Raw genomic sequence first — 21,540 nt, forward strand, 5'->3', positions numbered from 1 at the left:
GCCACCTCGATCGGCGTGCCGGCCAGCAGGGTCTGGGTCTGGGAGAGGATCGCCGACAGGAGGGTCGTCTTGCCCACCGAGCTCGGACCCACCATCGCGGCCTTGAAGGACTCGGTCACGCCGCCACCTCCCACTCGTCGGAGAGGGTGGCGTTCAGCTCCGCGAGCACCCCGCGCAGCCGTTGCAACCCGATGCCGACGGCGGCGTCGGCCTTGCCCTCGACGGGCCACATCTGGTCCCGGAACGCGTCGACCACCCGCGCCAGCTCGTGCTCGGCCTCCCTGCCCCGGATGAGCGCGTCCTCGAACTGCTCGGCGAACGCCAGCAGCACCTTGGCCGCGCGTTCGGGGATCGTGGTCATCACCCGTCCGCTGTCGTGCACGCCCTGCCGCGCCAGCTGCGTGACCCGTTGGTAGAGAAGGGAAGCACCTTTGGCGTCGTGGGTGACACCGAGCAGGGACGCCATGTGCACCCCGTCCTCGCCGGGAGGTTCGGGGTAGAGCAGCTGAAGCGCGTCGCGGACGTCGGGGAGCACCAGGGTGCGGAAGTCCAGGCGCACGTCGAGGACGAACTCGAACGCCTCCACGGTGGCCGGGCACGGCTCGGGGAGCTCCCGCAGGACGTCGACCAGCCGGGTCAGCGCGGTGTGCGGGTCGCGTTCGTCCGCGCACAGCACCCCGAGCCGGCCGAGCGCGGCCACGAGGCTCGCCCAGAACTCGGCTCGCCTGGCCAGCAGCACGTCGTCCACGGCGGCGAGCCTGCGGGCCAGCTCGACCCGGACGCCGTTCAGCGCGGCCGCGGCGAACGGGCGGGAGGCCTTCTTGCGGCTGAAGTCCTGGACGGCCAGCTCCTGCCAGTGTTCGGGGCCGTCGCCGAAACCACCGTCGATCCACGCCCGGATGTCGGCCCGCACCTCCTGCGCGCGGGACAGGAAGCTGTCGCCCACGTCCTCGCGGGAGGCCTGGTCCTCCAGGCCGGCGATCCACCCCTGCAACGACTGCGCCAGCTCGGCCTGCAACGACCGCGCGAGGATGACCAGCGTCTCGTTGGGCGTGTGGGTGACCACCTTGCGCATCGCCTGCAGCGCCGCACGCACCCGTTCGACGATGGTGTCCCGATTGCGCGCGCAGCGTTCCATCGCGTCGCCGATCACCGCGGCGTCCATCCTCGGCAACGCGTCGGCCAGGTGGTCGAGCACGGTGTCGAGCACGGCCTCGCGCACGATCTCCGGATCGGCGACGTCCGCCTCCAGGACGCGGAAGTACGCCTCGGCGGTGCGGTTGTTGACCCGCTCGGACAGGTCGGCCCGCAGTGCCGCCACGTTCGCCGGGTCGCACAGGCCGGTGTTCACCTGGATCATCGCGAAGTCGCGCATCGCGGCGGCGCCCCGCGCCTTGTTCGCGAGGTCCATCGCCATCGCGTCCGCGGTGGTCCACAGCGCGTTGGTGTCGGTCGGCCACTTCACCATCAGCACGAGGTCGACGTCGTTGTGCAGTCCCGCGATGTGGCGTTCCTCCGCGCGCGGCGTCAGCTCACCGAGACCGGGCAGGTCGATGAGGCCGATGGCGACGGCGTCGGTCCTGGGGAACGGGCAGTGGATCACCGCCTCCCGCACCGCGAGGTAGCGGCGGTCGGGGTCGGCGGACTCCTCGGCGGGGTAGGCGACCCAGGTGCGCAGGTCGGCGAGCGGCACGTCGACGGCCGCGCCGGTCAGGAACGGAAGCCAGGTGTGGGCGCTCGCGTGGATCTCGCGCAGCCGCGCCAGCAGGGGACCGGTCCGGGGGTCCGCGGCCAGCCGGTCCGCGAGCGCGGTGTCGGACAGCACGTCGGGCAGCGCGGTGAACTCGCCGAGGCTCGAAGGCGCGGCGACCACACCGAACTCGGCGTAGTAGGGGTAGAGCACCTCGTCCAGGAACGACGACTCGGTGTGCGTCGTCAGGCGGGCGTGGTGGTGCTCGGTCGAGTGGAAGATCCGGCTGCGGACCGCGGTCACCGGACGGCCCTTGCCGGTCGGGACCTGGTCGTCGCCCAGCCCGGAGAGCGAGCGCAGCAGGGTGCTCTTGCCGTTGCGCGCCTGGCCGCTGACCCCGATGTTCACCGTGCGCCGCGAGACGCGCGAGCGCACGCGTCCCAGCAGGACGATCGACTCCGCCGCGAGCCCGGCGAGGTCGGCGAGATCGGCGTCGAGCAGGCCCGCCCGCTCCAGCGCGTGATCGTCCACACCGAACGGACGCAGCCGGGCGAGCAGCTCGGTGATCTTGTTCCACCTGGCGATCTCGTGGTCCACCAACGGCAGCTGGACCTGTCTTCGCTCCAGCACTGCACTGATCCTGCGACTGGTGTGCGACACCCGTTGACGTCCTCCGTGCTCGAGGTTCTGGCGACCGGCGGATCCTGCGCTGGAAAGCGCGCCTCTCGCTGTTCGGATGCGAATGTTTGCACGCCCGGCGCGGATGCATCAATGAGAACTTCGAAGTGGACGTAATAGTGGTCATGGACATTTCTGAGTGGACGCGAATTCGTCACCTGATCGTGTGAAATGCCGTCGAAGGGTCGTGACAGGACCGGTATGACCTGATCCGGACCAGTTCACGCGGCATGGTGTCGATCTCCGGTGCGGCCGTAACAACTGATGTGGACCGTGCGACAGTGGCAGTGGGGCTGGGGAACTGACGCTTTAGCGGTGCTCGCTTCGTCGTATTCCAGCTCGACGAGGAAACATGTGATCAGCGAGGTATGGATTAATGACCCTCGAGCCGTTGCCGGCGAATCCCGAGTGGGCCGCGTCCTGGAACGCGGCGGTGCACCTGTACCGGCACATCGTGGCGGGCGGTGTGCCGGACGAGGTCAGCACGTCCCTGCTGCTCGCGCCCGGTGAGGCGACCTACTGCGACCTCCCGTTCCGCTACGCCCGCTACTACGGCATGGACGTCACCTACCAGCGGTCCGACAGCATGTTCTTCGGGTCGGCGCTGTTCGTGGCGGCGGGCATGGCGGCCACCGCGGTGAGCAACAGTCGCGCCAAGAACCGCGCGCAGAACCTGGCCGCGGCCCAATGGCGAGAACACTGCCTGGCCAGGGTGATCGTGACGAACTACTGCGTCATGTGCTTCGTGCACGGCCAGTGGCTGCGATTCGCGTATCCGGCCGTCGTGGACTTCAACGCGGACATGCTCAACGGCGTCTGCTACCTCATCTTCGACGGCGCCGAGCCGCTTCAGCTCGCCGGGCCCCAGGTGCCCTGGCTGGTGGTCCTGATGTCGAGCTTCCTCTACGGTCCGCACCGCCTCCCGACGTTGCCGTTCCTGCACCCGATCGCCCGCGCCTGAGGGTGCCCGGCGGGCCATTTTGCGATGTAATCCCACGGCGCCGGGCGCGATGACGGGCCCGGCGCGGGAGGGGAACACGTGCCTCGCATCGCCTACCTGGTCTCCGGCGCACCGGGATCGCACACCAGACCGGCTGGACGGCCCGGATCATCGGCTGGGAAAACGCGCGGCCGATGCCTGGTGCCGCGGTCAGCCGAGCACGACCCGGCGGCTCGCGGCCGACTCGACGACCGCGGGACGGGTGCGGCCTGACGCCGGGATCGCCCGGTCGCGCAGCTGCCTGATCTCCTCGACCTTCTCCGGCGCGGACCGCAGCAGCGGGACGACGTTGCGGAAGCAGCTCAGGTAGTAGTCCCTGCCGACGTTCTGGTCGCCGACGCGGATGGCCTCGTGGCAGATCTCGGTCACGGCCGACTGGATGTCGGAGCCCGCGAAGCCGTCGCTGATGCGGACGAGCTCCTCCACGAGGTCCGGCTCGACCGGGGTGCGCAGGTACTTGCGCAGGTAGATCGAGATGATCTCGCGCCGCTCGTCGGGCTCCGGCAGGTCCACGAAGAACATGTCGTCGAAGCGGCCGCTGCGCAGCAGTTCCTGGGGCAGGGAGCGGACGTCGTTCGCGGTCGCCACGACGAAGACCCGCGCGCGCGACTCCTGCAGCCAGTAGAGGAACTGGCCCACCAGGCGGGTGGTGACGCCGGTGGAGTCGGTGCCGGAGCCGGCGAGGCCCTTCTCGATCTCGTCTATCCACAGGACGCACGGGGCGACCGTGTCGGCGGTGGCCAGTGCCTCGCGCAGGCGTTTCTCCGACTGGCCGACGTACGCGCCCAGCACGGAGCCCATGTCGAGGCGGTAGAGGGGGAGCTGCCAGTCGGAGGCGATCGTCTTGGCGGACAACGACTTGCCGCAGCCCGGCACGCCCACGAGCAGCACGCCTCGCGGGGCGCGGATGCCCCGGTCGCGCAGGTCCATGGTGAGCAGGTCGCGTTTGCGGTCGAGCCACTGCCGCAGTCCGTTGAGGCCGCCCACCTCGTACTCGCCGGGGCGCAGCTCGACGCGCTCGATGCCGGAGAGCTCGCTGAAGATGGAGTCCTTGGCACGGCTCAGCTGGACGAGGTCCGCCTTGGTGATCTCCTTCTTCACCACGAACGTGGCGAGGATGTTCAGCGCCTCGGTCTTGGTCACGCCGGCGAGGATGGACGCCGCCTGCTCGTAGTCCGCCGGGTTCCACTCGATGCGGATGTCGGTGGCGTACGGGCGGAGGAACTCCCGGATCGCCTGGTGCATCTCGTCGAAGTCCGGCAGGTCGAGGCGCACGGACATGCCCATGCGCTGCAACGTGCTCCACACCGGGTCGGACGTGATGATCACGATGCAGCCGCCGTGCTCCTCGGCGAGGGCGGCCAGGTCGGCGAACCGCCGGGCGACGTCGTTGTCGTCGGAGAGGTGCTGCACGTCCGTGAAGACGATCGTCAGGTTGGACCTCGACTGGAACCACTCGCCGGCGAGGTCGAGCGCGCCCAGCAACGACTTGTCCTCGCTGATCGTCGTCCTGGTCCGCAGGTCGCGCAGCCCCTGACTCAGCGTGTGCACCAGGACGTCGAGCTGCTTCTCGCGGGCCAGCTCGCCGAGCGCGTCCAGCACGCGGGCGCGTTCGACGGTCCGGATGGAGACGAACGGGATCCGGGCGAGCAGGTACGACTCGACGCGGGCCTTGGTCTCCGCTCCGTTGGGCATGTGGTTCTCCGATGGTCAGATGATCACGCGCCGGCCGGGGCTCTGCCTGCCGGGCGACGGGGGAGGGGGCGGTGCGGTCGTCAGGCGGTTCTCGCGCACCACGGCCTGCAACGCGATCGGGGCGTGCCGGACCGAGTCGTCGAGGCTCTGCTGCGACGACCGAAGGGTTTCGTTCAGGGCGCTGGTGAGCTCCTCGCGCAACTCCGGTGACATGGCGGGCGAGGCGCAGAACCTGCGCAACGGCGCTAGCCGGGTGCGGGCGCTCGTCAGCGTCGCGGCCAGCGCGTGCACCGGATCCCCGCTGATGGCGCCGAGATCGCGCTGGAACGTGTCCGCCCAGCGGCGTTGCCGGCGCGAGAACGCCTCGGCGACGTGCCGCAGCACCCGTTCCTGCACGTGCGGCCCCATCTGCTCGCCGATCGGCGCGAGGTGGTCCGACGGCAGGTCGGTGCCCTCGCCGAAGGCGTCGAGCCACGCGCGCCAGTCCGCGTAGGGCCCGGGAACGTTCCGCATCGGGCTACCGCCGGCGGTGTCGGTCGAGGAACTCCGCGGGAGGCAGGAGGTCCCACGCGGGCAGCTGCACGGCGATGTCCTGTTCGGAGACGCCGTGCCGCGCGACGGGCTGCTGGTTCGGGTGCTGCTGTTCCTGGCTGTGTGCCGGGCCGGGCATGGTCAGGCTCCTCGCGGCTGGTCGGGTGCGATGGCGACGAAGGCGGTGGCGGTGAGCCCTTCCGCGAAGGTGCGCAGCGAGTCCGCCTTCGCGATCTCCCGCTGCCACTCGCCGCGCAGGTCGACCAGTTCGGCGATGGCCCCGCGCAGCCGCACCACGGCGGCGACGCGTCGCTGGTCGCCTCTGCGGCGGATCTCCGCGCGGCGGGCGGGCAGCGCACGGATGTCGAACCCGACCCACACGCCCAGCGCGGCCGCCACGAGCAGCAGGAACACCGCGAACCCGCTGGCGCCACCGACCGCCGAGAGCAACGCCACCAGCAGCGCCAGGCCACCGCAGACCGCGGCCGCCTGCGCGGCACCGCTCATCTGCACCTCGCTGACGGCCTTCGCCGTCTCCCGGTCGATGTGTTCGGACAGCGATCCGACCAGCTGCTGCTCGTCGGTGTCGCCGTCGACCCAGCCGGTCCAGCCCTCGGCACGCAGCTCGACGCGGGACGGCATGGCGGCGATGTTGGCGGCCTCGAGTCGTCCCGCGCCCTGCACCAGCCAGTCGCGGGCCAGCGCCAGCGTGAACCTCTGGGTGCCGGCGGAGGCCCCCGCGCGGTCGCCGTGCAGGGCGGCGTTGCTGAGCAGCGTGAGGAAGTCGACCGTCTGCTCGTGCAACGGGTCTTCCGCGGCCATCTTCTTCTTGGCCAGGTCGTGGTCGCCCTGCGCTTCCACGATGGCCTGCAGTTCCGCTTCCCGTTTGCGGTACGGGGCTTCCTCCGCGTCGAAGTCGCGCACCAGGTTGTCGAGGATGCCGTCCACGCGCTCGTGGAGGTCCTGGCTCTGCGGGACGGGTCCCTCGAACGTGGTGCGCAGCATCTCCTCCGTCGCGCCGTGCACGGTCGCGCCTTCGAGCAGATCCTTGAGCTGTGGCCAGGTGGGGCTGAGCGCGGGCAGCAGCTCGTAGCGGGCGTCGGCGGGGCGGCGCATCGTGTCGATCATCTTCGCCCAGCGCTCGACCTGTCTGTCCACAGTGTCCTGATCCTGGCCCAGTCGTCCGTACCACTCGGACATCTGTTCCAGCAGCATGGGTTTCGCCTCGCGCCCGAACGCGCCGGTCGACACTGCGTCCAGCACGACGACGAACTCGCGGGACAGCTTCGTCGGGTCCTGCCGCGCCGCGTACTGCCGCACCCAGGCGGCGGTCGCCCGGTCGCGCTGGTGCCGGCGGAGCACGAGCGCGAAGAACAGCGACGCCTTGTCGTTGTCCCTGCGCAGCGCCTCACCGATCGCCTTGGTCGCGAGCGCCGGTTCGTCCCTGATCCAGGCGGCCACGGCGATCAGCGCGGGCGCGAGCCAGTAGCCCGGTGTGCGCAGCATCAGCTCCTCGGACAGGTCGCGGATGGCGCCCTGCGAGACGATGCCCGCGTCGAGCGCCTGCAACGTGCCGGTGGCGAGCTCGCGCACCTCGGCGAACTTCCCGAACTTGTCGTTCAGCTCGCCGCGCACCTCGAGGATCTGCACCTGGGCGAGCTGGAGGTTCTGCCGCAGCTCGTCGCGCCGGACGTACTCGACGAACTGCGACTTGAGGTCCAGCAGCTCCCGCTGGGTACTGTCCTGGTTGCGTTGCACGGTGGACATCGCTCCGTGCAACACGATCTGTTGCTGGTTGAGCGCTTCCTGGTTCTGCGTCACCTTTCGCACGGCATCGGTCAACTGGCCGAGCTGAGGGATGTGGATCGAGTTCACCGGTCACTCTCCAGCAGAACGGTCGTGCCGTCGGGGCGGACGCACATCAGTCGGTCCGGGTAGACCTCGATGGCGAGGTAGCGTTCGGACTCCGCGAGGGAACGCGCGCGGTCCATGCCGTGCGGCAACGGTTCCCCGGCGCGGTAGTGCGAGATGATCGAGCCGTCCAGCGCGAGCGTGTGCACCTCGTACGGTGCGCCGAGGTAGCAGCGGGAGACGATGCCGAGCGGCGCCGTGCAGAACTTCTCGGCGAACTCCCGGTGCACGGCGCCGACGAGCTCGTCGACGTCGGCCGTGGCGAGCTTGCCGGAACCGTCGAGCGCCCGCAGTGCCTTCAGGTACCGCGCGGACCGGCGCCCATCGAGCACCTTCGTCCGCGCCGGGGAGGTCGACCCCGTCGTCCGCCCGGTCCAGGTCGTGGAGTCCGGCCTGTTGTTCATCAGCGGCCTCGGCACGCCACCAGCTCCCTCATGTCCATCGAGGACGTCACGCGTTCGATGCCGGTCTCATCGACCGCGGCGGAAAATCCATTACGCCGAGCGGGACTTCCGCCGAACAGTCACTCGACCGGAGCAACCGCTCATCGTGAGAACACCAGCAACCACGCCACCGCGAGCGCCGCTCCGGCCCACAGCGCGACGGTCAGCACCTCGGCGCCGCGCGAGATCCGTTGGGGCAGCGGCAACCTGGGGCGCCACGTCTCGCCGCCGTCCGCGACCAGCTCCCGGACCAGCACCGATCCCGACTTCTCCGCCCGGCCGTACACCTCGACCCCGGTGCCCTCCAGCGGCAGGCCCTGTTTGATCGAACCCCTGACGCGACAGGCATGTTCCGCGCCGTCCGCGTCCTTCACCCACAGGTGATGCACGTCCACCTCGCCCGGCCTGGGCGCCGAGCGACGCAGCACGTACGCCGCCGCCGTGACCACAACGGTGACCACAATCGCCTTGGCCAGCAAGGACATCCCGCCGACCGCCGCGCTGACCGCCACCTCGGCGACGGTCAGCGCGGCGCATCCCCACGCCGCGACGGTCAGGCCGGTTCTCCTCGCGAAAGGCTCCTGGCGGACGGCGCCGATCCGGGTGACGGTGCCGACCGCCACCCGGCCCGGCACGGGCCGGTCCGTCAGATCTCCTGCCGCGGAACGCTCGTCGGTCATCGTGCTCTCCTCGTCATGCGAGAAACATCGCGCGATGTGGTGGCGATTGTTTCTCGTGGAAGTGGTCTCGGGAAGGACGGACCGGCATGGAAGACGCCGCGAACACCGATGTGACAAGGGAAAACGCGGGTCAGCGAGCTCCGCTGTGGGGCCCGGCCCCGGCGCGGGGCACGCCGCCGCCACCGGCCGCGCCGGTCTACGAGGACCCGCCCGCGTGGGGTGCGGGTGCGTACGTCGCGCCACCGGCGGTGAAGAAGTCCGTTGAGGGCAAGGCCGTCATCGCGGCCGTGGTCGTGGCCTTCGTGGCCGTCACCGCCGTGGTGGCCGTCAGTTTCATGCGCGGCGAAGAGGAATCCCCGAACGGACAGGGCGTCGGCGGCGCACCAGTCCCCGTGACGTCGAATAGGTTCGCGCCGGTCACCACGCCGCCGCAGCAGAGGTACACGACCACTCGACCGTCCACTTCGGTGTCCAGTTCTGTGTCCACTCCCACCGGATACCGCGCCGTGTCCGGACCGAACGGGGTCTTCGTCTCGATCCCGCAGACCTGGACCGTCGGGCCCGGCAGTCAGCCGACCAACCACCAGGCGGAGGACCCGGCCACGCCGGGGGCCGTCATCCGTTACGGAGCCAGCGCTTCCGAGGCCCGCCCGCTCTACGACGCGGTCGCCGCCAACGAGTCCGGCGTCAAGAACGGCTACCAGCGGCTCAAGCTGGCCACCGTGTCGTCCAGCGCGGAAGTCGTGGAATGGGAGTTCCTGTACACGGCGGAAGGCGTGCAACGGCACGCGTTCGCGCGCTACTGGCGGCGGGCGGGCCTCGACTACATCGTCTACGGCGCCTCGAACGCCGCCGACTGGACCCAGATGCAACAGGTCGTCTACATCATGGTGAACACGGCAGGTCCGGCCGCCTGACCGTCCGAAGTAGACGCGAGGTGGACCGTCACGCGCGCTTGCGGTGGCGCACCACGAGGAGGACGGCCCCGGTCACGAGAGCCACCACGAGAGCGGTCTGCCAGAACGGTGCCGAGCTCGACGGGCCCGACCCATCCGCGTTCGCCGCCGCGATCTCGAACCGCCACGGTTCCCGCGGCTGCGCCACGTAGATGCTCGGGTGGGCCTCGCAGACCATGTCCTGGGCGACGAACGCGTGCCGCACGTCCGCGTGGACGATGATCTCCGAATTCCCGTCCCGCATGACGCGCACGTTCGAGCGAACGACGACCTTCTGACCTTCCACCACCACCTGGTCCTCGATGCCGGTCTTCGAGTCGCGGTGGCCGAACGCCCTCTTGACCTCCAGCCCCTCCGGCAGGGTGAGGGTGGCGCCGATGGTGTCGGGCACGTTGCCGGATTTCCGGTACTCGCATCGGATGATCAGCGTGTCGCCCACGCGGACTCCGTCGTAGTCGATCTCGTCGATCGTGACCGGTCCCGCGTCGGCGCTCGGGCCGCGCGGCTCGGTGATGCCCGAGTCGTAGCCGGTGATCGCCACGCCGGGCCTGTCGATCACGATCTCCCTCGTCTGGCCGGTGTGCCAGTCGAACTTCGAGGAGAACTCCACGGCCGTGTTGGAGAAGTCCGCGTAGGACCAGGCCATCCCGTCGACGGGAGCCCGGTCCTGCGACTGCAGCCGGATCCTGCCGACGGGCAGGTCGTGCAGGCAGTAGGTGCCGTCGGCCGCCGACGTCGTGCTGAGCTCGGGGTTGCCGACGACCGAGATGCGATGTCCTTCGACTCGGGGGTCGGCGTCGCCCAGCTTCACGTCCTGGTCGTGGTCCCGCCACACCGTGCCGCACACCTCGGCGCCGCGGACGCCGAACTCGACGTCCTCGCCGTTCGACTCGACGGAGGTGGGAGTGGTCGTGGCGAACTTCGCCTCCTCGTGGCTGATCTTCCAGTTCCCCTTGCGGGGCAGGCGGTACGTGCCCTCGTCGTTCGCGTTGACGATGGCGGAGTAGCCCGAGTCGTCGCGGATGGCGATCTCCGCGTTGCGGTAGCCGGGTTCGCCCTCGTCGCGGGCGCCGTTGGTGTTGCGGTCCCAGAACACCGTGATGAGCGCGCCGTCGGACGCGTGGGCGAGCGGGGTGCCGGTGAGCAGGATCAGCACGGTCAGCAGCAGGGCCTTCACTTCGCACTCCTCCTGCGCCACAGGGCGACTCCGACGAGCAGTGCCGAGACGGCGAGGAACGGGACGAACAGGTCCCACCGCCACCCCTCCGGCTTCGGGTCCGCGGGCAGCGCGCGCACCAGGACCGAGTACCGGTCGTTGCCCCGGTCGGCGTCCAGGCCGGCGACGTGCAGTGCGATCTCGCGGTGCTCGAACGGTTCGTCGACCGTCGCGATCACCACGACCTCCACCTCCTGACCCGGTGGCTGCCGATCGGGGAACTCGGCGTAGACGGACGTGTCGTCGTTGCCGTTGGCGGCGCCCGGAACGCCGTGGATCTCGACCACCTTCATGCCGAGCGGGAGTTCGACCAGCGTCTTGTAGTTGTCACGGGCGGGAGAGTCGACCCGATAACGGCCCTTGACCGCTACTCGGTCGCCGACCCGGAGGTCACGTGGATCAGTCGAACCGTCGTCGTTCACGATGGTGATCGACAGCGCTCGTGCGTCCCTGCCCTCCGTGGAGACGAACGCCGTGTCGAGGCCGGTGACCTCCGCGCCCGCGCCGACGGTCAGCGTGCGGGACCTGCCGTCCCGCACGTCGAACCTCGACGCCTGTCCCTCGTCCGGGTTCTCGGCGCGCCAGTCCGCGTCGCCCCAGGCCAATCCGTCGATCGTGCGGCGGTCGTGGGATCGCACCGCGGCCTCGCCGGCGGGCACGTCGTGGAAGCAGTAGGTGCCGTCGCCGCCCGTCGCCACCGTCGTGTCGCCGCGCTGGGCCCCCAGGTAGTCGATGTACATCAGGTGTTGCTCGATCCCGCGTTCCCCGTCCTGGCGTGCGCCGTCGGCGTTCTCGTCGAGCCACGCCGTGCCGCAGACCGAGGCGCCCACCACGCCGATCACCAGCTTCGGACTGCCCCGCGCCGGATCGACGACGCCACTCGCGGCCGTCGTGACCAGGAACCGGCTGTCGTCGAACGTCACCGTCCACCGGCCGGGGTCCAGCGTCGCCTCCCCGGTGTACGTGGTCGTCAGCCGGTAGGCGAGGTGGTCCGATGTGGACACCTGGAACGACCCGCCGACGAACGGCGGCTCGCCGTCCTGCCTCACGCCGTCGCGGTCGTGGTCCCAGAAGATCTCGACCTCGCCGCCGTCCTGCGCCGCCGCGGTACCCGTCGTCGTCCCCAACGTCGCGGCCGCGACGAGAGCTCCCGTCATCAGTCTGCGCACAGTCCTCGCCCCCAGTCAGCCAGTGGTGCCGCCGGGGAGTGGCCGGTACGGGAGGAAGCGTTGCACTCGTTTTCGGGCGGTGTTGCCGGCAGACCTTCAGGCGTTCGGCGTCGGCTCCTGACTCACAACCCGCACCCGCAGGAGCTGCGATGCCGCAACGTCGTCGGAAGCCTTGCCGTGAAGTGCTTTCTGGTCGGGTCCGCGATCCGGTCGAGCAGCATGCGCGCGGCCGTGCGGCCCATCGCGGCGATCGGCTGCGCCACCGTCGTGACGGGCGGGTCCACCAGGTCCGCCCACTCCACCTCGTCGTAGCCCACGACCGCGAGGTCGCGGCCGACCCGCACCCCGCGTTGCCGGCACTCGTGCAGGACTCCGGAGAGCATGCTGTTGTTGGCCGCCACCACCGCGGTCGGCGGCGACGGCAACGCGAGCAACCGGCCTAGCGCGGCGGCCGCGGGCGCGGCGGCGGACTCCCCGCACAGCACCAGTTCCGGGTCGAGCGGCAGCTTCTCGCGGCTGAGCCCGAGCTGGTAGCCGAGCACGCGTTCGGTCGACGTGGCGAGGCCCTCGGCGCCGCTGATCATCCCGATCCGCCGGTGGCCGAGCGACGCGAGGTGCCGCACGAGCCCGGCCGTGGCGTAGATGTTCTCCGGTCCCACCTGGTCGACGTCCTGCGCGGTCGTCAGGCGGTCCACGAGCACGACCGGCATCTTGAGCTGCCGCAGCTCGGCCAGCGTGGACGCGCCACCGCCCTGCGACGGCGTGAGGATCAGGCCGTCGACCTTGCGCGACCGCAACGTGCGCACCGCGGCCTGTTCGGCGGACGGCTGGTCGTGTGTGTCCACGAGCAGCAGCGTGTACCCGGACCGGGAGAGCTCGTGCTCGATCGCGGTCAGCAGCTCGCCGAAGTACGGGTTGGCGACCAGGGAGATCGCCACGCCGACCGTCCGGGTGCCGCTCGTGGAGACCGTCCGGGGGACGGCGTCGCCGGTGTACCCGGTCCGTTCGACGGCGTCGAGGACCCGCGCCCTGGTCTCGGGAGCGACCGATCTCGTCGAGTTCACCACGTGCGACACGGTCGTGATGGACACCCCGGCGAGGTCCGCAACGTCCTTCATCGTGGCCATGGGAACTCCTCGGCAGTGAGGCGGGAGGCGTTTGCGCAAATTATTGCGTCGCGTTTGCCGAGCGCAATACCTTTCGTCGAAATCCGCCAGCCCGGGAGGCTCGCATGGGACACCGAGGTCCTGTTCTCCTCAGCCTGCTCGCCGCCGTCGCGCTCACAGGTGCTTGCACCAGCGCGAAATCCGGCTCCAGTGAGTCCACTGGCGACGGTCCAATCAGGATCGGACTCGTCACGAAGACCGACAGCAACCCCTATTTCGTGGCATTGCGCGACGCCGCCAAGGCGCAGGCGGACAAGAGCGGTGCGGAACTGATCGCGCTCGCCGGGAAATTCGACGGTGACAACGACGGGCAGGTCGCCGCCATCGAGAACCTGGTGCAGAAGGGCGCGAAGACGATCCTGGTCACGCCCAGCAACTCGACCGGCATCCTGGCGGCCATCAAGAAGGCCAGGGACAAGGGTGTGCTGGTCATCGCCCTGGACACCGAGACCGACCCGCGCGACGCCGTCGACGCCACGATCGCCACCGACAACACCAAGGCGGGCTCGTTCCAGGGCAAGTACGTCAAGGCCGCGCTGAACGGGCAACCCGTGCGGTCCATCCTGCTCGACGGCACCCCCGGCTCGACCGTCTCCGAGCAGCGCCACCGCGGCTTCGTCGAGGCCGCCGCGCCGGAGGACCTCGGCACCGAGTCCACCAACGGCGAGCAGAACAAGGCGCAGCAGGCCACCGAGAACCTCCTGCAACGGGTCGCCGACAAGATCAACGCGGTGTACACGCTCAACGAACCCGCCGCTCGTGGCGCGTTCAGCGCGCTGAAGGCCAAGGGACTGAGCGACAAGGTCGTCATCGGCTCCATCGACGGGTCGTGCGACGGCGTGCGGGCGGTGCAGAAGGGCGAGATCGCCGTGACCGTCATGCAGTTCCCCAAGAAGATGGCGGAACAGGGCGTGACGTTCGGCGTCGAGTTCGCCAAGACCGGCAAGAAGCCGAGCGGGCTGGTGGAGACCGAGACCGCGACGATCACGGACAAGCCGGTCGCGGGCGTGGACAGCAAGGACACCGCCTGGGGCCTGCAGAACTGCTGGGGCTGAGCCGATGACGACCCGCCTCTCGCCCAGCGAGTTCGTGCTGCGCACCCCTGCCGTCGGACCCGCGATCGCACTCGTCGTCGCGGTGGCCGTCTTCGCCCTGACCACCGACACGTTCTCCACCCTCGACAACCTGTCGCTGGTCGTCCAGCAGTCGCTCGTGGTCGGCACGCTCGCGCTCGGCCAGACGCTGGTCGTGCTCATCGCCGGCATCGACCTCGCCAACGCGGCCATCGCCGTCTTCGCGACGCTGCTCATCGCGAAGCTGACGCTGACCGGCACCGCGGGGCCTCTCGCGGTGGTCGTCGGAGTGCTCGCCGCGGCCGCGATCGGTGCGGTCACGGGAGGTCTCGTGACCGGGCTGCGGCTGCCGCCGTTCATCGTGACGCTCGGTCTGCTGACGATCGTCACGGCGGTCAGCCGCGTCTACGCCGGAGGCCAGAGCTTTCCCGTCACCGACGACGCGCTCGGCTGGCTCGGCACGACCCAGTACCTGTTCGGCCAGGTCGAGGTCACCTACGGCATGGCCGTGATGATCGCGATGTTCGCCGGCCTCTGGTACGCGCTCACCAAGACGGGCTGGGGCAAGCACGTCTACGCCGTCGGCAACGACCCGGAGGCGTCCCGGCTCTCCGGCATCCGGGTCCGCCGCACGATGGTGTCGGTGTACGCGGTCGCGGGGCTCTGCTACGGGTTCGCGGCCTGGCAGGCGCTCGGCCGGGTGCCCAACGCCGACCCGAACGCCTACCAACTCGGCAACCTCGACTCGATCACCGCCGTCGTGATCGGCGGCACCAGCCTGTTCGGCGGCCGGGGCAGCGTGCTCGGGACGCTGGTGGGCGCGTTGATCGTGGCGGTGCTGCGGTCGGGCCTGACCCAGGCCGGGATCGACAACCTCTACCAGGACATCGCGACCGGCGCCCTGGTGATCGTGGCGGTGGCCGTGGACCGGTTCTCCCGGGGGAGGCGGCGATGACCCCGGTGATCGAGGCACGCGGCCTGGTCAAGCGGTACGGCCGGGTCACCGCGATGGACGGCGCCGACTTCGACCTGCGGCCCGGCGAGGTCCTGGCCGTGGTGGGGGACAACGGCGCAGGCAGGTCGACCCTGATCAAGACGTTGTCCGGCGCGGTGGTCCCGGACGAGGGCACGATCCTGCTCGACGGCGAGGAGGTGCGCTTCCACGGCCCGCTCGACGCCCGGCGCGCCGGCATCGAGACCGTCTACCAGGACCTCGCGCTCGCACCCGCCCTCGACATCGCGACGAACCTGTTCCTCGGCCGCGAACGCCGCCGCGCGGACCTGCTCGGCTCGGTGTTCCGCCGGCTCGACGCCAGGGGGATGCGCGAGGAGGCCCGCCGGGTGCTCGACGAGCTGGGCGTCGGCGTGAAGTCCATGGACCAGCTCGTGGAAACGCTCTCCGGCGGCCAGCGGCAGGCGGTCGCCGTCGCCCGTGCGGCCGCGTTCGGGTCGCGGGTGGTCATCATGGACGAGCCGACCGCCGCCCTGGGCGTGCAGGAGTCCGGCAAGGTGCTGGAGCTGATCGACCGGATCCGCGCCCGCGGCCTGCCGGTGGTGCTGATCAGCCACAACATGCCCCACGTCTTCGAGATCGCGGACCGCGTCCACGTGCACCGCCTCGGGCGGCGCGTCGCGGTCGTGTCGCCGCGGGAGCAGTCGATGAACACGGTCGTCGGCCTGCTGACCGGGGCGTTGCGGATGAACGGCGACGGTGTGATCGACGAGGTCGGGCTGACCACCGGACTTGGCCGGTGACGGCGCGGGTGCGGTTCGCGGAGCTCGTGGCGCGGGTGCGGGCACTGCCCGGAAGGCCGCTCGTGGGCATCTGCGGACCACCCGGCGCGGGCAAGTCGACGCTGGCCGACCGCCTCACCGCCGCCCTCGGCGAGGCGATCTGCGTCGGCATGGACGGCTACCACCTCGCCCAGTCCGAACTGGCGAGGCTCGGCCGGGCGGAACGCAAGGGCGCTCCGGACACGTTCGACCCGGACGGGTACGTCGACCTGCTGCGCCGCGTGCGGGACCAGGAGTCCGGCGTCGTGTACGCGCCGCGGTTCCACCGGGAGATCGAGGAACCGGTGGCGGGTGAGGTGCCGGTCCGGCGCGACCACGGCTACGTCGTGACCGAGGGCAACTACCTGCTGATGGACGGCCCCTGGCGGCCCGTGCGCGACCTGCTGGACGAGGTCTGGTTCCTGCGCCCGGACGACGCGCTGCGCCGGGACCGCCTCATCGCCCGGCACCGCGAGTTCGGACGGAGCCTCGACGAGGCCCGCACCCGCACGCTCGGCTCCGACGAGCACAACGCGGTGCTGATCAACGCCACCGCCTCCCGCGCGGACCTGGTCATCTCCAGCGTCCTCTGAACAGTCCTCTGTGGAACTTCCCTCGCTCCGAAACCCTGCAGGAGGTACGCAATGAAGCGTAGAGATCTGCTCCGCACCGGTGCCGCCACCGGGCTCGCCCTGAGCCTGCCGCCCGCGGCCGCTCCACCCGTCTCCGCGGCACCTGCGTCCAGTGGCCGGAAGGCGGCCTCGGACCTGGTGATCGCCGACTTCGAGGGCACGGACTGGAACGGCTGGACCGTCACCGGTGACGCGTTCGGCAACGGCCCCGTGCACGGCGGGCAGCAGTTGCTGTCGATGGACGTCCGCGGCTACCGCGGCGACGGGATCGCGAGCAGCGAACGAGCCGGCGACGGCCCGACCGGGACGATCACCTCACCGCCGTTCACCGTGCAGCGCCGGTACATCTCCTACGGCGTAGCGGGTGGCGACTACGAGTACGTGACCTGCCTGAACCTGCTCGTGGACGGCCAGGTGGTCCGCACCGCGACCGGCCGCACCAGCGACACCTTCAAGCAGGGCAGCTGGGACGTCGCCGAGTTCGCCGGCCGCCGGGCGCAGCTCCAGATCGTCGACACGGCCACGGGGGACTGGGGCCACGTCCTCGTCGACCACATCGTGCAGACCGACGAGCCCGAGACGCCCCCGCTCTCGACCCAGCCGTTGTACCGCGAGACCTGGCGGCCCCAGGTGCACTTCACCGCGCGCCAGTGGGCGATGGACCGCCTGGAACCCGGTCAGCGCCAGGAAGGTTGGCTGAACGACCTCAACGGGCTCGTCTACTACGAGGGCGAGTACCACCTGTTCGCCCAGCGCTGGAACAAGTGCTGGATCCACGCCGTCAGCCCGGACCTCGTGCACTGGACCGAGCTGCGCCCGGCGTTCTTCGAGGAGTCGCTCGGCTCCGGCGTGCAGTCCGGGTCGATCGTCATCGACTACCGCAACACCTCCGGCCTGTCCCCGAACCCGGCGACGCCGCCGATGGTCGCCTTCTGGTCCCGCAACGACAACCGCAGCCAGTGCCTGTCCTACAGCCTCGACAAGGGCCGCACCTGGAAGTACTACCCGGGCAACCCGATCCTGACCATGGCGGAACGCGACCCGAAGGTCTTCCGGTACGAGCCGGGCGGCCACTGGGTGATGTTCCTCTACGGCGACGGCGCCTACCACGTCCTGACCTCACCGGACCTGCTGCACTGGACCAGGACCGGCAACACGATCCCGAACAGCTTCGAGTGCCCGGACTTCTTCGAGCTGCCCCTGGACGGCAACGCCGCCACCAAGAAGTGGGTGCTCGTCCAGGGCAACGGCGACTACACCACCGGCCGGTTCGACGGGCAGCGGTTCACCGAGGAGACCTCGCGGCAGCGGTCGGACGCGGGGCTGAACTTCTACGCCACCCAGACCTGGAACAACACCGAGACCGGGGACGGCCGCCGGATCCAGGCGGCGTGGATGCGCGACGGCGCGTACCCCGGCATGCCGTTCAACCAGCAGGTCACCATCCCGTGCGAGCTGAAGCTGCGCACGATCGGTGGCAAACCGAGGCTGGTGCGCACCCCGGTGAAGGAGCTGGACCTCCTGCGGCGCAGCCAGAAGCAGTGGTACGGCACGCTGCGCCCGGGATCGCCGCGGACGCTGAGCAGCGCCAGGGGCGAGTTCCGGATCACCGCCGAGGTCGACGTGTCCGCGCAGGCCACGCTGCGGTTCGACGTCTTCGGCGTGCCGATCCTCGTGACCAGGCAGACCGTCGACGCGGGATCCGGCCCCCAGCCGCTCGCGGGGCCCGTCACGTCGCTGGACGTCGTCATCGACCGCACCTCGATCGAGGTGTTCGCCAACGACGGCGAGGTCTCGATCTCGCGGTGCTACCTGCCCAGCGGAGGCGCCATCACGCTCGGCGCGTCCGGCGGGAACGCCGAGCTGCGGCCGGTCGTGACCCAGACCCTGGCCTCCGCCTGGAGGTAGGGGCCGAGCTCCGAGGGCTACCGTGACCCGATGCGAGCGCCCAGGAGAAGGTCGATCGTGGTGGCCAGGCTGGAGGCCGGCCGCGGTGGCAGTGCGCAGGCGGCCATCCTCGCCGAGCTGCGGAGGTGCCTGCTGGACGGCGTGCCGCCCGGCAGCGCCATCCCGCTCGACGAGGTGGCCGCGGTGTTCGGCGTGAGCCGTATCCCGGTGCGGGAGGCGCTCAAGACGTTGATCGGCGAGGGCCTGGTCGAGCACCGGCCGAACTTCGGCTACTTCGTCGCGAAGCTGACCCCCGAGGAGCTGCACGAGCTGTACGTGGTGCGGGGCGTGCTCGAAGCCGCGGCGCTGGGGGCCGCGGTCTCGCGGGCGCTCCCGGAGCACGACGACCAGGCCCGTGCCGCGCACTCCGCGCTGGCCGACGCGCTGGCCGCCGGCGACGTGCGGGCGTACCACCGGGAGAGCCGCCGGTTCCACCTCGCGCTGGTCTCACCGAGCGGCATGAAGCGGTTGCTGGGCATGTTCGAGTCCGCCTGGAACCTCACCGAACCGTTGCAGCCCATGGCACACGTGGCAGAGGAACGACGCGTGGCGCTGCACGCGGACCACGAGGGCATGCTCGCGGCGTTCGTCGCACGGGACGCGGCGGCACTCGTGGAGGCGGCGCGGACGCACCACGAACGGCTGCGGTCGTCGCTGGCGGCGGTGCCGCGCGACACCGGGCTGTTCGCGGACGGGGAAGATATACGGTTCCCGTAGCAATCGGGAAACAACTCCTTCCTACGGTGGCGTCACCCCACCAGGCAGGAGTGCGGCGATGACAGCGACAGCGGCGAACACGCAGACCAGGCCCGCCTACGACCCGAGGCTGACCAACGCCGACCTGGCCCCGTTGGAGAAGCAGACCTGGGGCTCCTACAACATCTTCGCGTTCTGGATGTCGGACGTGCACAGCGTCGGCGGGTACGTCACCGCGGGCAGCCTGTTCCTGCTGGGCCTGAGCGGCTGGCAGGTGCTGGTCGCGCTGCTCGCGGGCATCGGCATCGTGTACTTCTTCTGCAACCTGGTCGCGAAGCCCAGCCAGCAGACCGGCGTGCCGTTCCCGGTGATCTGCCGCAGCGTGTTCGGGGTGCTCGGGGCGAACGTCCCGGCGGTGATCCGCGGGCTGATCGCGGTGGCCTGGTACGGCATCCAGACCTACCTCGCGTCGGCGGCGCTGGACGTGGTGCTGCTCAAGCTGTTCCCGTCGCTGCTGCCGTACGCGGACGTGCAGCAGCACGGGTTCCTCGGGCTGTCGTTGCTCGGCTGGGCGTCGTTCACGGCGCTGTGGCTGTTGCAGGCGGCCGTGTTCTGGACGGGCATGGAGACGATCAGGCGGTTCATCGACTTCTGCGGTCCCGCCGTCTACGTCGTGATGTTCCTGCTCGCCGGCTACCTGATCGCCCGTGCCGGCTGGGGAGCGATCGACTTCACCCTCGGCGACGTGAAGCACACCGGCTGGGCGTCGGTGCCGATCATGTTCGGCGCCATCGCGCTCGTGGTGTCGTACTTCTCCGGCCCGATGCTGAACTTCGGCGACTTCTCCCGCTACGGCAAGTCCTTCGCGGCGGTCAAGCGCGGCAACCTGCTCGGCCTGCCGGTCAACTTCCTCGTGTTCGCCGTGCTGGTCGTCGTCACCGCCTCGCTGACCGTGCCGGTGTTCGGGGAGCTGCTGACCGATCCCGTTGCGACGGTCGCGCGGATCGACAGCACGTTCGCGATCGTGCTGGGAGCGTTGACGTTCAGCATCGCCACGATCGGCATCAACATCGTCGCGAACTTCATCTCGCCCGCGTTCGACTTCTCGAACGTCAACCCGCGCCGGATCAGCTGGCGGGCGGGCGGCATGATCGCCGCCGTCGGATCGGTGCTGATCACGCCGTGGAACCTCTACCACAACCCGGCGGTGATCCATTACACGCTGGAGACGCTGGGCGCGTTCATCGGCCCGCTGTTCGGCGTGCTCATCGCCGGGCACTACGTCGTGGCCCGGCAGCGCGTCGACGTCGACGACCTGTTCACCATGTCGTCCACCGGGAAGTACTGGTACCGCAAGGGGTACAACCCGAAGGCGATCATCTCGACCGCGGTCGCCTCGCTCGTGGCGATGGTGCCGGTGCTCGTGCCCGCGCTGGCACCCGCCGCCCCGTACAGCTGGTTCGTCGGCATGGCACTGGGCTTCGTGATCTTCACCCTGCTGTCGAGGGGAGACCGGTGAGGATCCACGTCGTCAACCCCAACACCAGCGCGGCCATGACCGAGACGATCGGCCGCGCGGCCGCCGCGATCGCCGGACCGGACGTGGAGGTGCGCGCCACCAGCCCGTCCATGGGCCCGGCGTCGATCGAGAGCCACTACGACGAGGCGCTCAGCGTGCCGGGAGTGCTGGCCGAGATCGCGTCCTCGCCCGCCGACGGTCACGTGATCGCCTGCTTCGGCGACCCCGGCCTGGACGCCGCCCGCGAGCTGGCCGACGGCCCCGTCGTCGGCATCGCGGAGGCGGCCCTGCGGTGTGCGACCTACCTCGGCAGGGGGTTCAGCGTCGTCACGACCCTGGACCGCACCCGAGGCCGCGCCTGGGACCTGGTCCACCGCTACGGCGTGGCGGCGTTCTGCCGAGGAGTGTCCGCCTGCGACGTGCCGGTGCTGGAGGTGGAGGCCGCGGTGGACGCCGTGGTCGCCGCGTGCCGGGCGGCGGTGGCGGCGGACGGCTCGGACGTGGTCGTGCTCGGGTGCGCCGGCATGACCGCGCAGCGAGCGGAGATCGAACACCGCGTCGGCGTTCCCGTGGTGGACGGTGTGCAGGCCGCCGTGCTTCAGGTGGAGTCGTTGGTGCGCATGGGTTTGCGCACGAGTGCGGTGGGGGAGTTCGCCGCGCCGCCGCGCAAGGCCTACGCCGGTCTGCTCGCGTCGTTCGCGACCAGGCCGTAACGCCTGCTGCTCCTTTCGCGACTATCGACCACCGTGCCGCCGCGCGGTGGGA

The 21,540-nt window shown here is 70.3% G+C and carries 20 protein-coding genes; 10 read left to right on the plus strand and 10 right to left on the minus strand.

What is annotated here, in order from left to right:
- Nucleotides 1-115 precede the first annotated feature (115 nt).
- Nucleotides 116-2,320 (minus strand): hypothetical protein, encoded by a 2,205-nt coding sequence (locus tag ACFWNN_RS09570; protein WP_382439444.1) that lies wholly within the window; start codon nt 2,318-2,320, stop codon nt 116-118.
- Between the two features lie 424 nt (nt 2,321-2,744).
- Here ACFWNN_RS09570 and ACFWNN_RS09575 point away from each other — a divergent pair, with 424 nt between their 5' ends.
- On the plus strand, nt 2,745-3,329 hold the full coding sequence (locus tag ACFWNN_RS09575) for a hypothetical protein (protein ID WP_382439445.1): 585 nt from the start codon (nt 2,745-2,747) through the stop codon (nt 3,327-3,329).
- 189 nt (nt 3,330-3,518) lie between these two features.
- On the opposite strand, the gene ACFWNN_RS09580 is transcribed toward ACFWNN_RS09575, so the two are convergent.
- The 6 genes from ACFWNN_RS09580 to ACFWNN_RS09605 form a co-directional block, all read right to left on the minus strand.
- Nucleotides 3,519-5,063 carry an AAA family ATPase gene (locus ACFWNN_RS09580; protein WP_382439446.1) on the minus strand — a complete coding sequence of 515 codons (1,545 nt, stop codon included), beginning with the start codon at nt 5,061-5,063 and terminating at the stop codon, nt 3,519-3,521.
- Nucleotides 5,064-5,078: 15 nt separating this feature from the next.
- A complete protein-coding gene (locus ACFWNN_RS09585) occupies nt 5,079-5,576 on the minus strand; it encodes a hypothetical protein (protein ID WP_382439447.1) in 498 nt (165 codons plus the stop codon).
- A gap of 4 nt (nt 5,577-5,580) precedes the next feature.
- Complete coding sequence (locus tag ACFWNN_RS09590) at nt 5,581-5,733, minus strand: hypothetical protein (RefSeq protein WP_382439448.1); 153 nt, start codon at nt 5,731-5,733, stop codon at nt 5,581-5,583.
- 2 nt (nt 5,734-5,735) lie between these two features.
- Nucleotides 5,736-7,469: a hypothetical protein gene (locus tag ACFWNN_RS09595; protein WP_382439449.1), complete on the minus strand. Its 1,734-nt coding sequence runs from the start codon at nt 7,467-7,469 to the stop codon at nt 5,736-5,738.
- On the minus strand, nt 7,466-7,924 hold the full coding sequence (locus ACFWNN_RS09600) for a hypothetical protein (RefSeq protein ID WP_382439450.1): 459 nt from the start codon (nt 7,922-7,924) through the stop codon (nt 7,466-7,468). The genes ACFWNN_RS09595 and ACFWNN_RS09600 overlap by 4 nt, the downstream gene beginning before the upstream one ends.
- Before the next feature lie 125 nt (nt 7,925-8,049).
- On the minus strand, nt 8,050-8,628 hold the full coding sequence (locus ACFWNN_RS09605) for a hypothetical protein (RefSeq protein WP_382439451.1): 579 nt from the start codon (nt 8,626-8,628) through the stop codon (nt 8,050-8,052).
- 86 nt (nt 8,629-8,714) lie between these two features.
- On the opposite strand from ACFWNN_RS09605, the gene ACFWNN_RS09610 reads away from it, so the two are divergent.
- Nucleotides 8,715-9,545, plus strand: coding sequence for a hypothetical protein (locus ACFWNN_RS09610; protein ID WP_382439452.1), 831 nt, complete (start codon nt 8,715-8,717; stop codon nt 9,543-9,545).
- Between the two features lie 28 nt (nt 9,546-9,573).
- Here the strand turns inward: ACFWNN_RS09610 and ACFWNN_RS09615 are convergent, their stop codons facing one another.
- From ACFWNN_RS09615 to ACFWNN_RS09625, 3 genes are all read right to left on the minus strand, one after another.
- Entirely contained in the window at nt 9,574-10,761 is a 1,188-nt protein-coding gene (locus ACFWNN_RS09615; RefSeq protein WP_382439453.1) for a hypothetical protein, read from the minus strand.
- On the minus strand, nt 10,758-11,957 hold the full coding sequence (locus ACFWNN_RS09620; protein ID WP_382439454.1) for a hypothetical protein: 1,200 nt from the start codon (nt 11,955-11,957) through the stop codon (nt 10,758-10,760). The genes ACFWNN_RS09615 and ACFWNN_RS09620 overlap by 4 nt, the downstream gene beginning before the upstream one ends.
- Before the next feature lie 134 nt (nt 11,958-12,091).
- Entirely contained in the window at nt 12,092-13,096 is a 1,005-nt protein-coding gene (locus ACFWNN_RS09625) for a LacI family DNA-binding transcriptional regulator (RefSeq protein ID WP_382439455.1), read from the minus strand.
- 104 nt (nt 13,097-13,200) lie between these two features.
- Between ACFWNN_RS09625 and ACFWNN_RS09630 the strand changes: the two genes are divergently transcribed.
- The 8 genes from ACFWNN_RS09630 to ACFWNN_RS09665 are packed head-to-tail and all read left to right on the plus strand — an operon-like array spanning nt 13,201 to nt 21,488.
- Entirely contained in the window at nt 13,201-14,190 is a 990-nt protein-coding gene (locus ACFWNN_RS09630; RefSeq protein WP_382439456.1) for a substrate-binding domain-containing protein, read from the plus strand.
- A 4-nt stretch (nt 14,191-14,194) separates the two neighbouring features.
- A complete protein-coding gene (locus ACFWNN_RS09635) occupies nt 14,195-15,163 on the plus strand; it encodes an ABC transporter permease (protein WP_382439457.1) in 969 nt (322 codons plus the stop codon).
- The gene (locus tag ACFWNN_RS09640; RefSeq protein WP_382439458.1) at nt 15,160-15,963 is read left to right on the plus strand and encodes an ATP-binding cassette domain-containing protein; all 804 of its coding nucleotides are present in this window, start codon (nt 15,160-15,162) and stop codon (nt 15,961-15,963) included. Before ACFWNN_RS09635 ends, ACFWNN_RS09640 begins: the two co-directional genes overlap by 4 nt.
- Nucleotides 15,960-16,574, plus strand: coding sequence for a nucleoside/nucleotide kinase family protein (locus ACFWNN_RS09645; RefSeq protein WP_382439459.1), 615 nt, complete (start codon nt 15,960-15,962; stop codon nt 16,572-16,574). The genes ACFWNN_RS09640 and ACFWNN_RS09645 overlap by 4 nt, the downstream gene beginning before the upstream one ends.
- Before the next feature lie 51 nt (nt 16,575-16,625).
- A complete protein-coding gene (locus ACFWNN_RS09650; protein WP_382439460.1) occupies nt 16,626-18,521 on the plus strand; it encodes a GH32 C-terminal domain-containing protein in 1,896 nt (631 codons plus the stop codon).
- Nucleotides 18,522-18,551: 30 nt separating this feature from the next.
- Entirely contained in the window at nt 18,552-19,277 is a 726-nt protein-coding gene (locus ACFWNN_RS09655) for a GntR family transcriptional regulator (protein WP_382439461.1), read from the plus strand.
- Nucleotides 19,278-19,335: 58 nt separating this feature from the next.
- Entirely contained in the window at nt 19,336-20,775 is a 1,440-nt protein-coding gene (locus tag ACFWNN_RS09660; protein ID WP_382439462.1) for an NCS1 family nucleobase:cation symporter-1, read from the plus strand.
- On the plus strand, nt 20,772-21,488 hold the full coding sequence (locus ACFWNN_RS09665; RefSeq protein WP_382439463.1) for an aspartate/glutamate racemase family protein: 717 nt from the start codon (nt 20,772-20,774) through the stop codon (nt 21,486-21,488). The genes ACFWNN_RS09660 and ACFWNN_RS09665 overlap by 4 nt, the downstream gene beginning before the upstream one ends.
- Nucleotides 21,489-21,540 lie beyond the last annotated feature (52 nt).

It is taken from the genome of Lentzea sp. NPDC058450 (assembly GCF_042721395.1).
Lineage (GTDB): Bacteria > Actinomycetota > Actinomycetes > Mycobacteriales > Pseudonocardiaceae > Lentzea.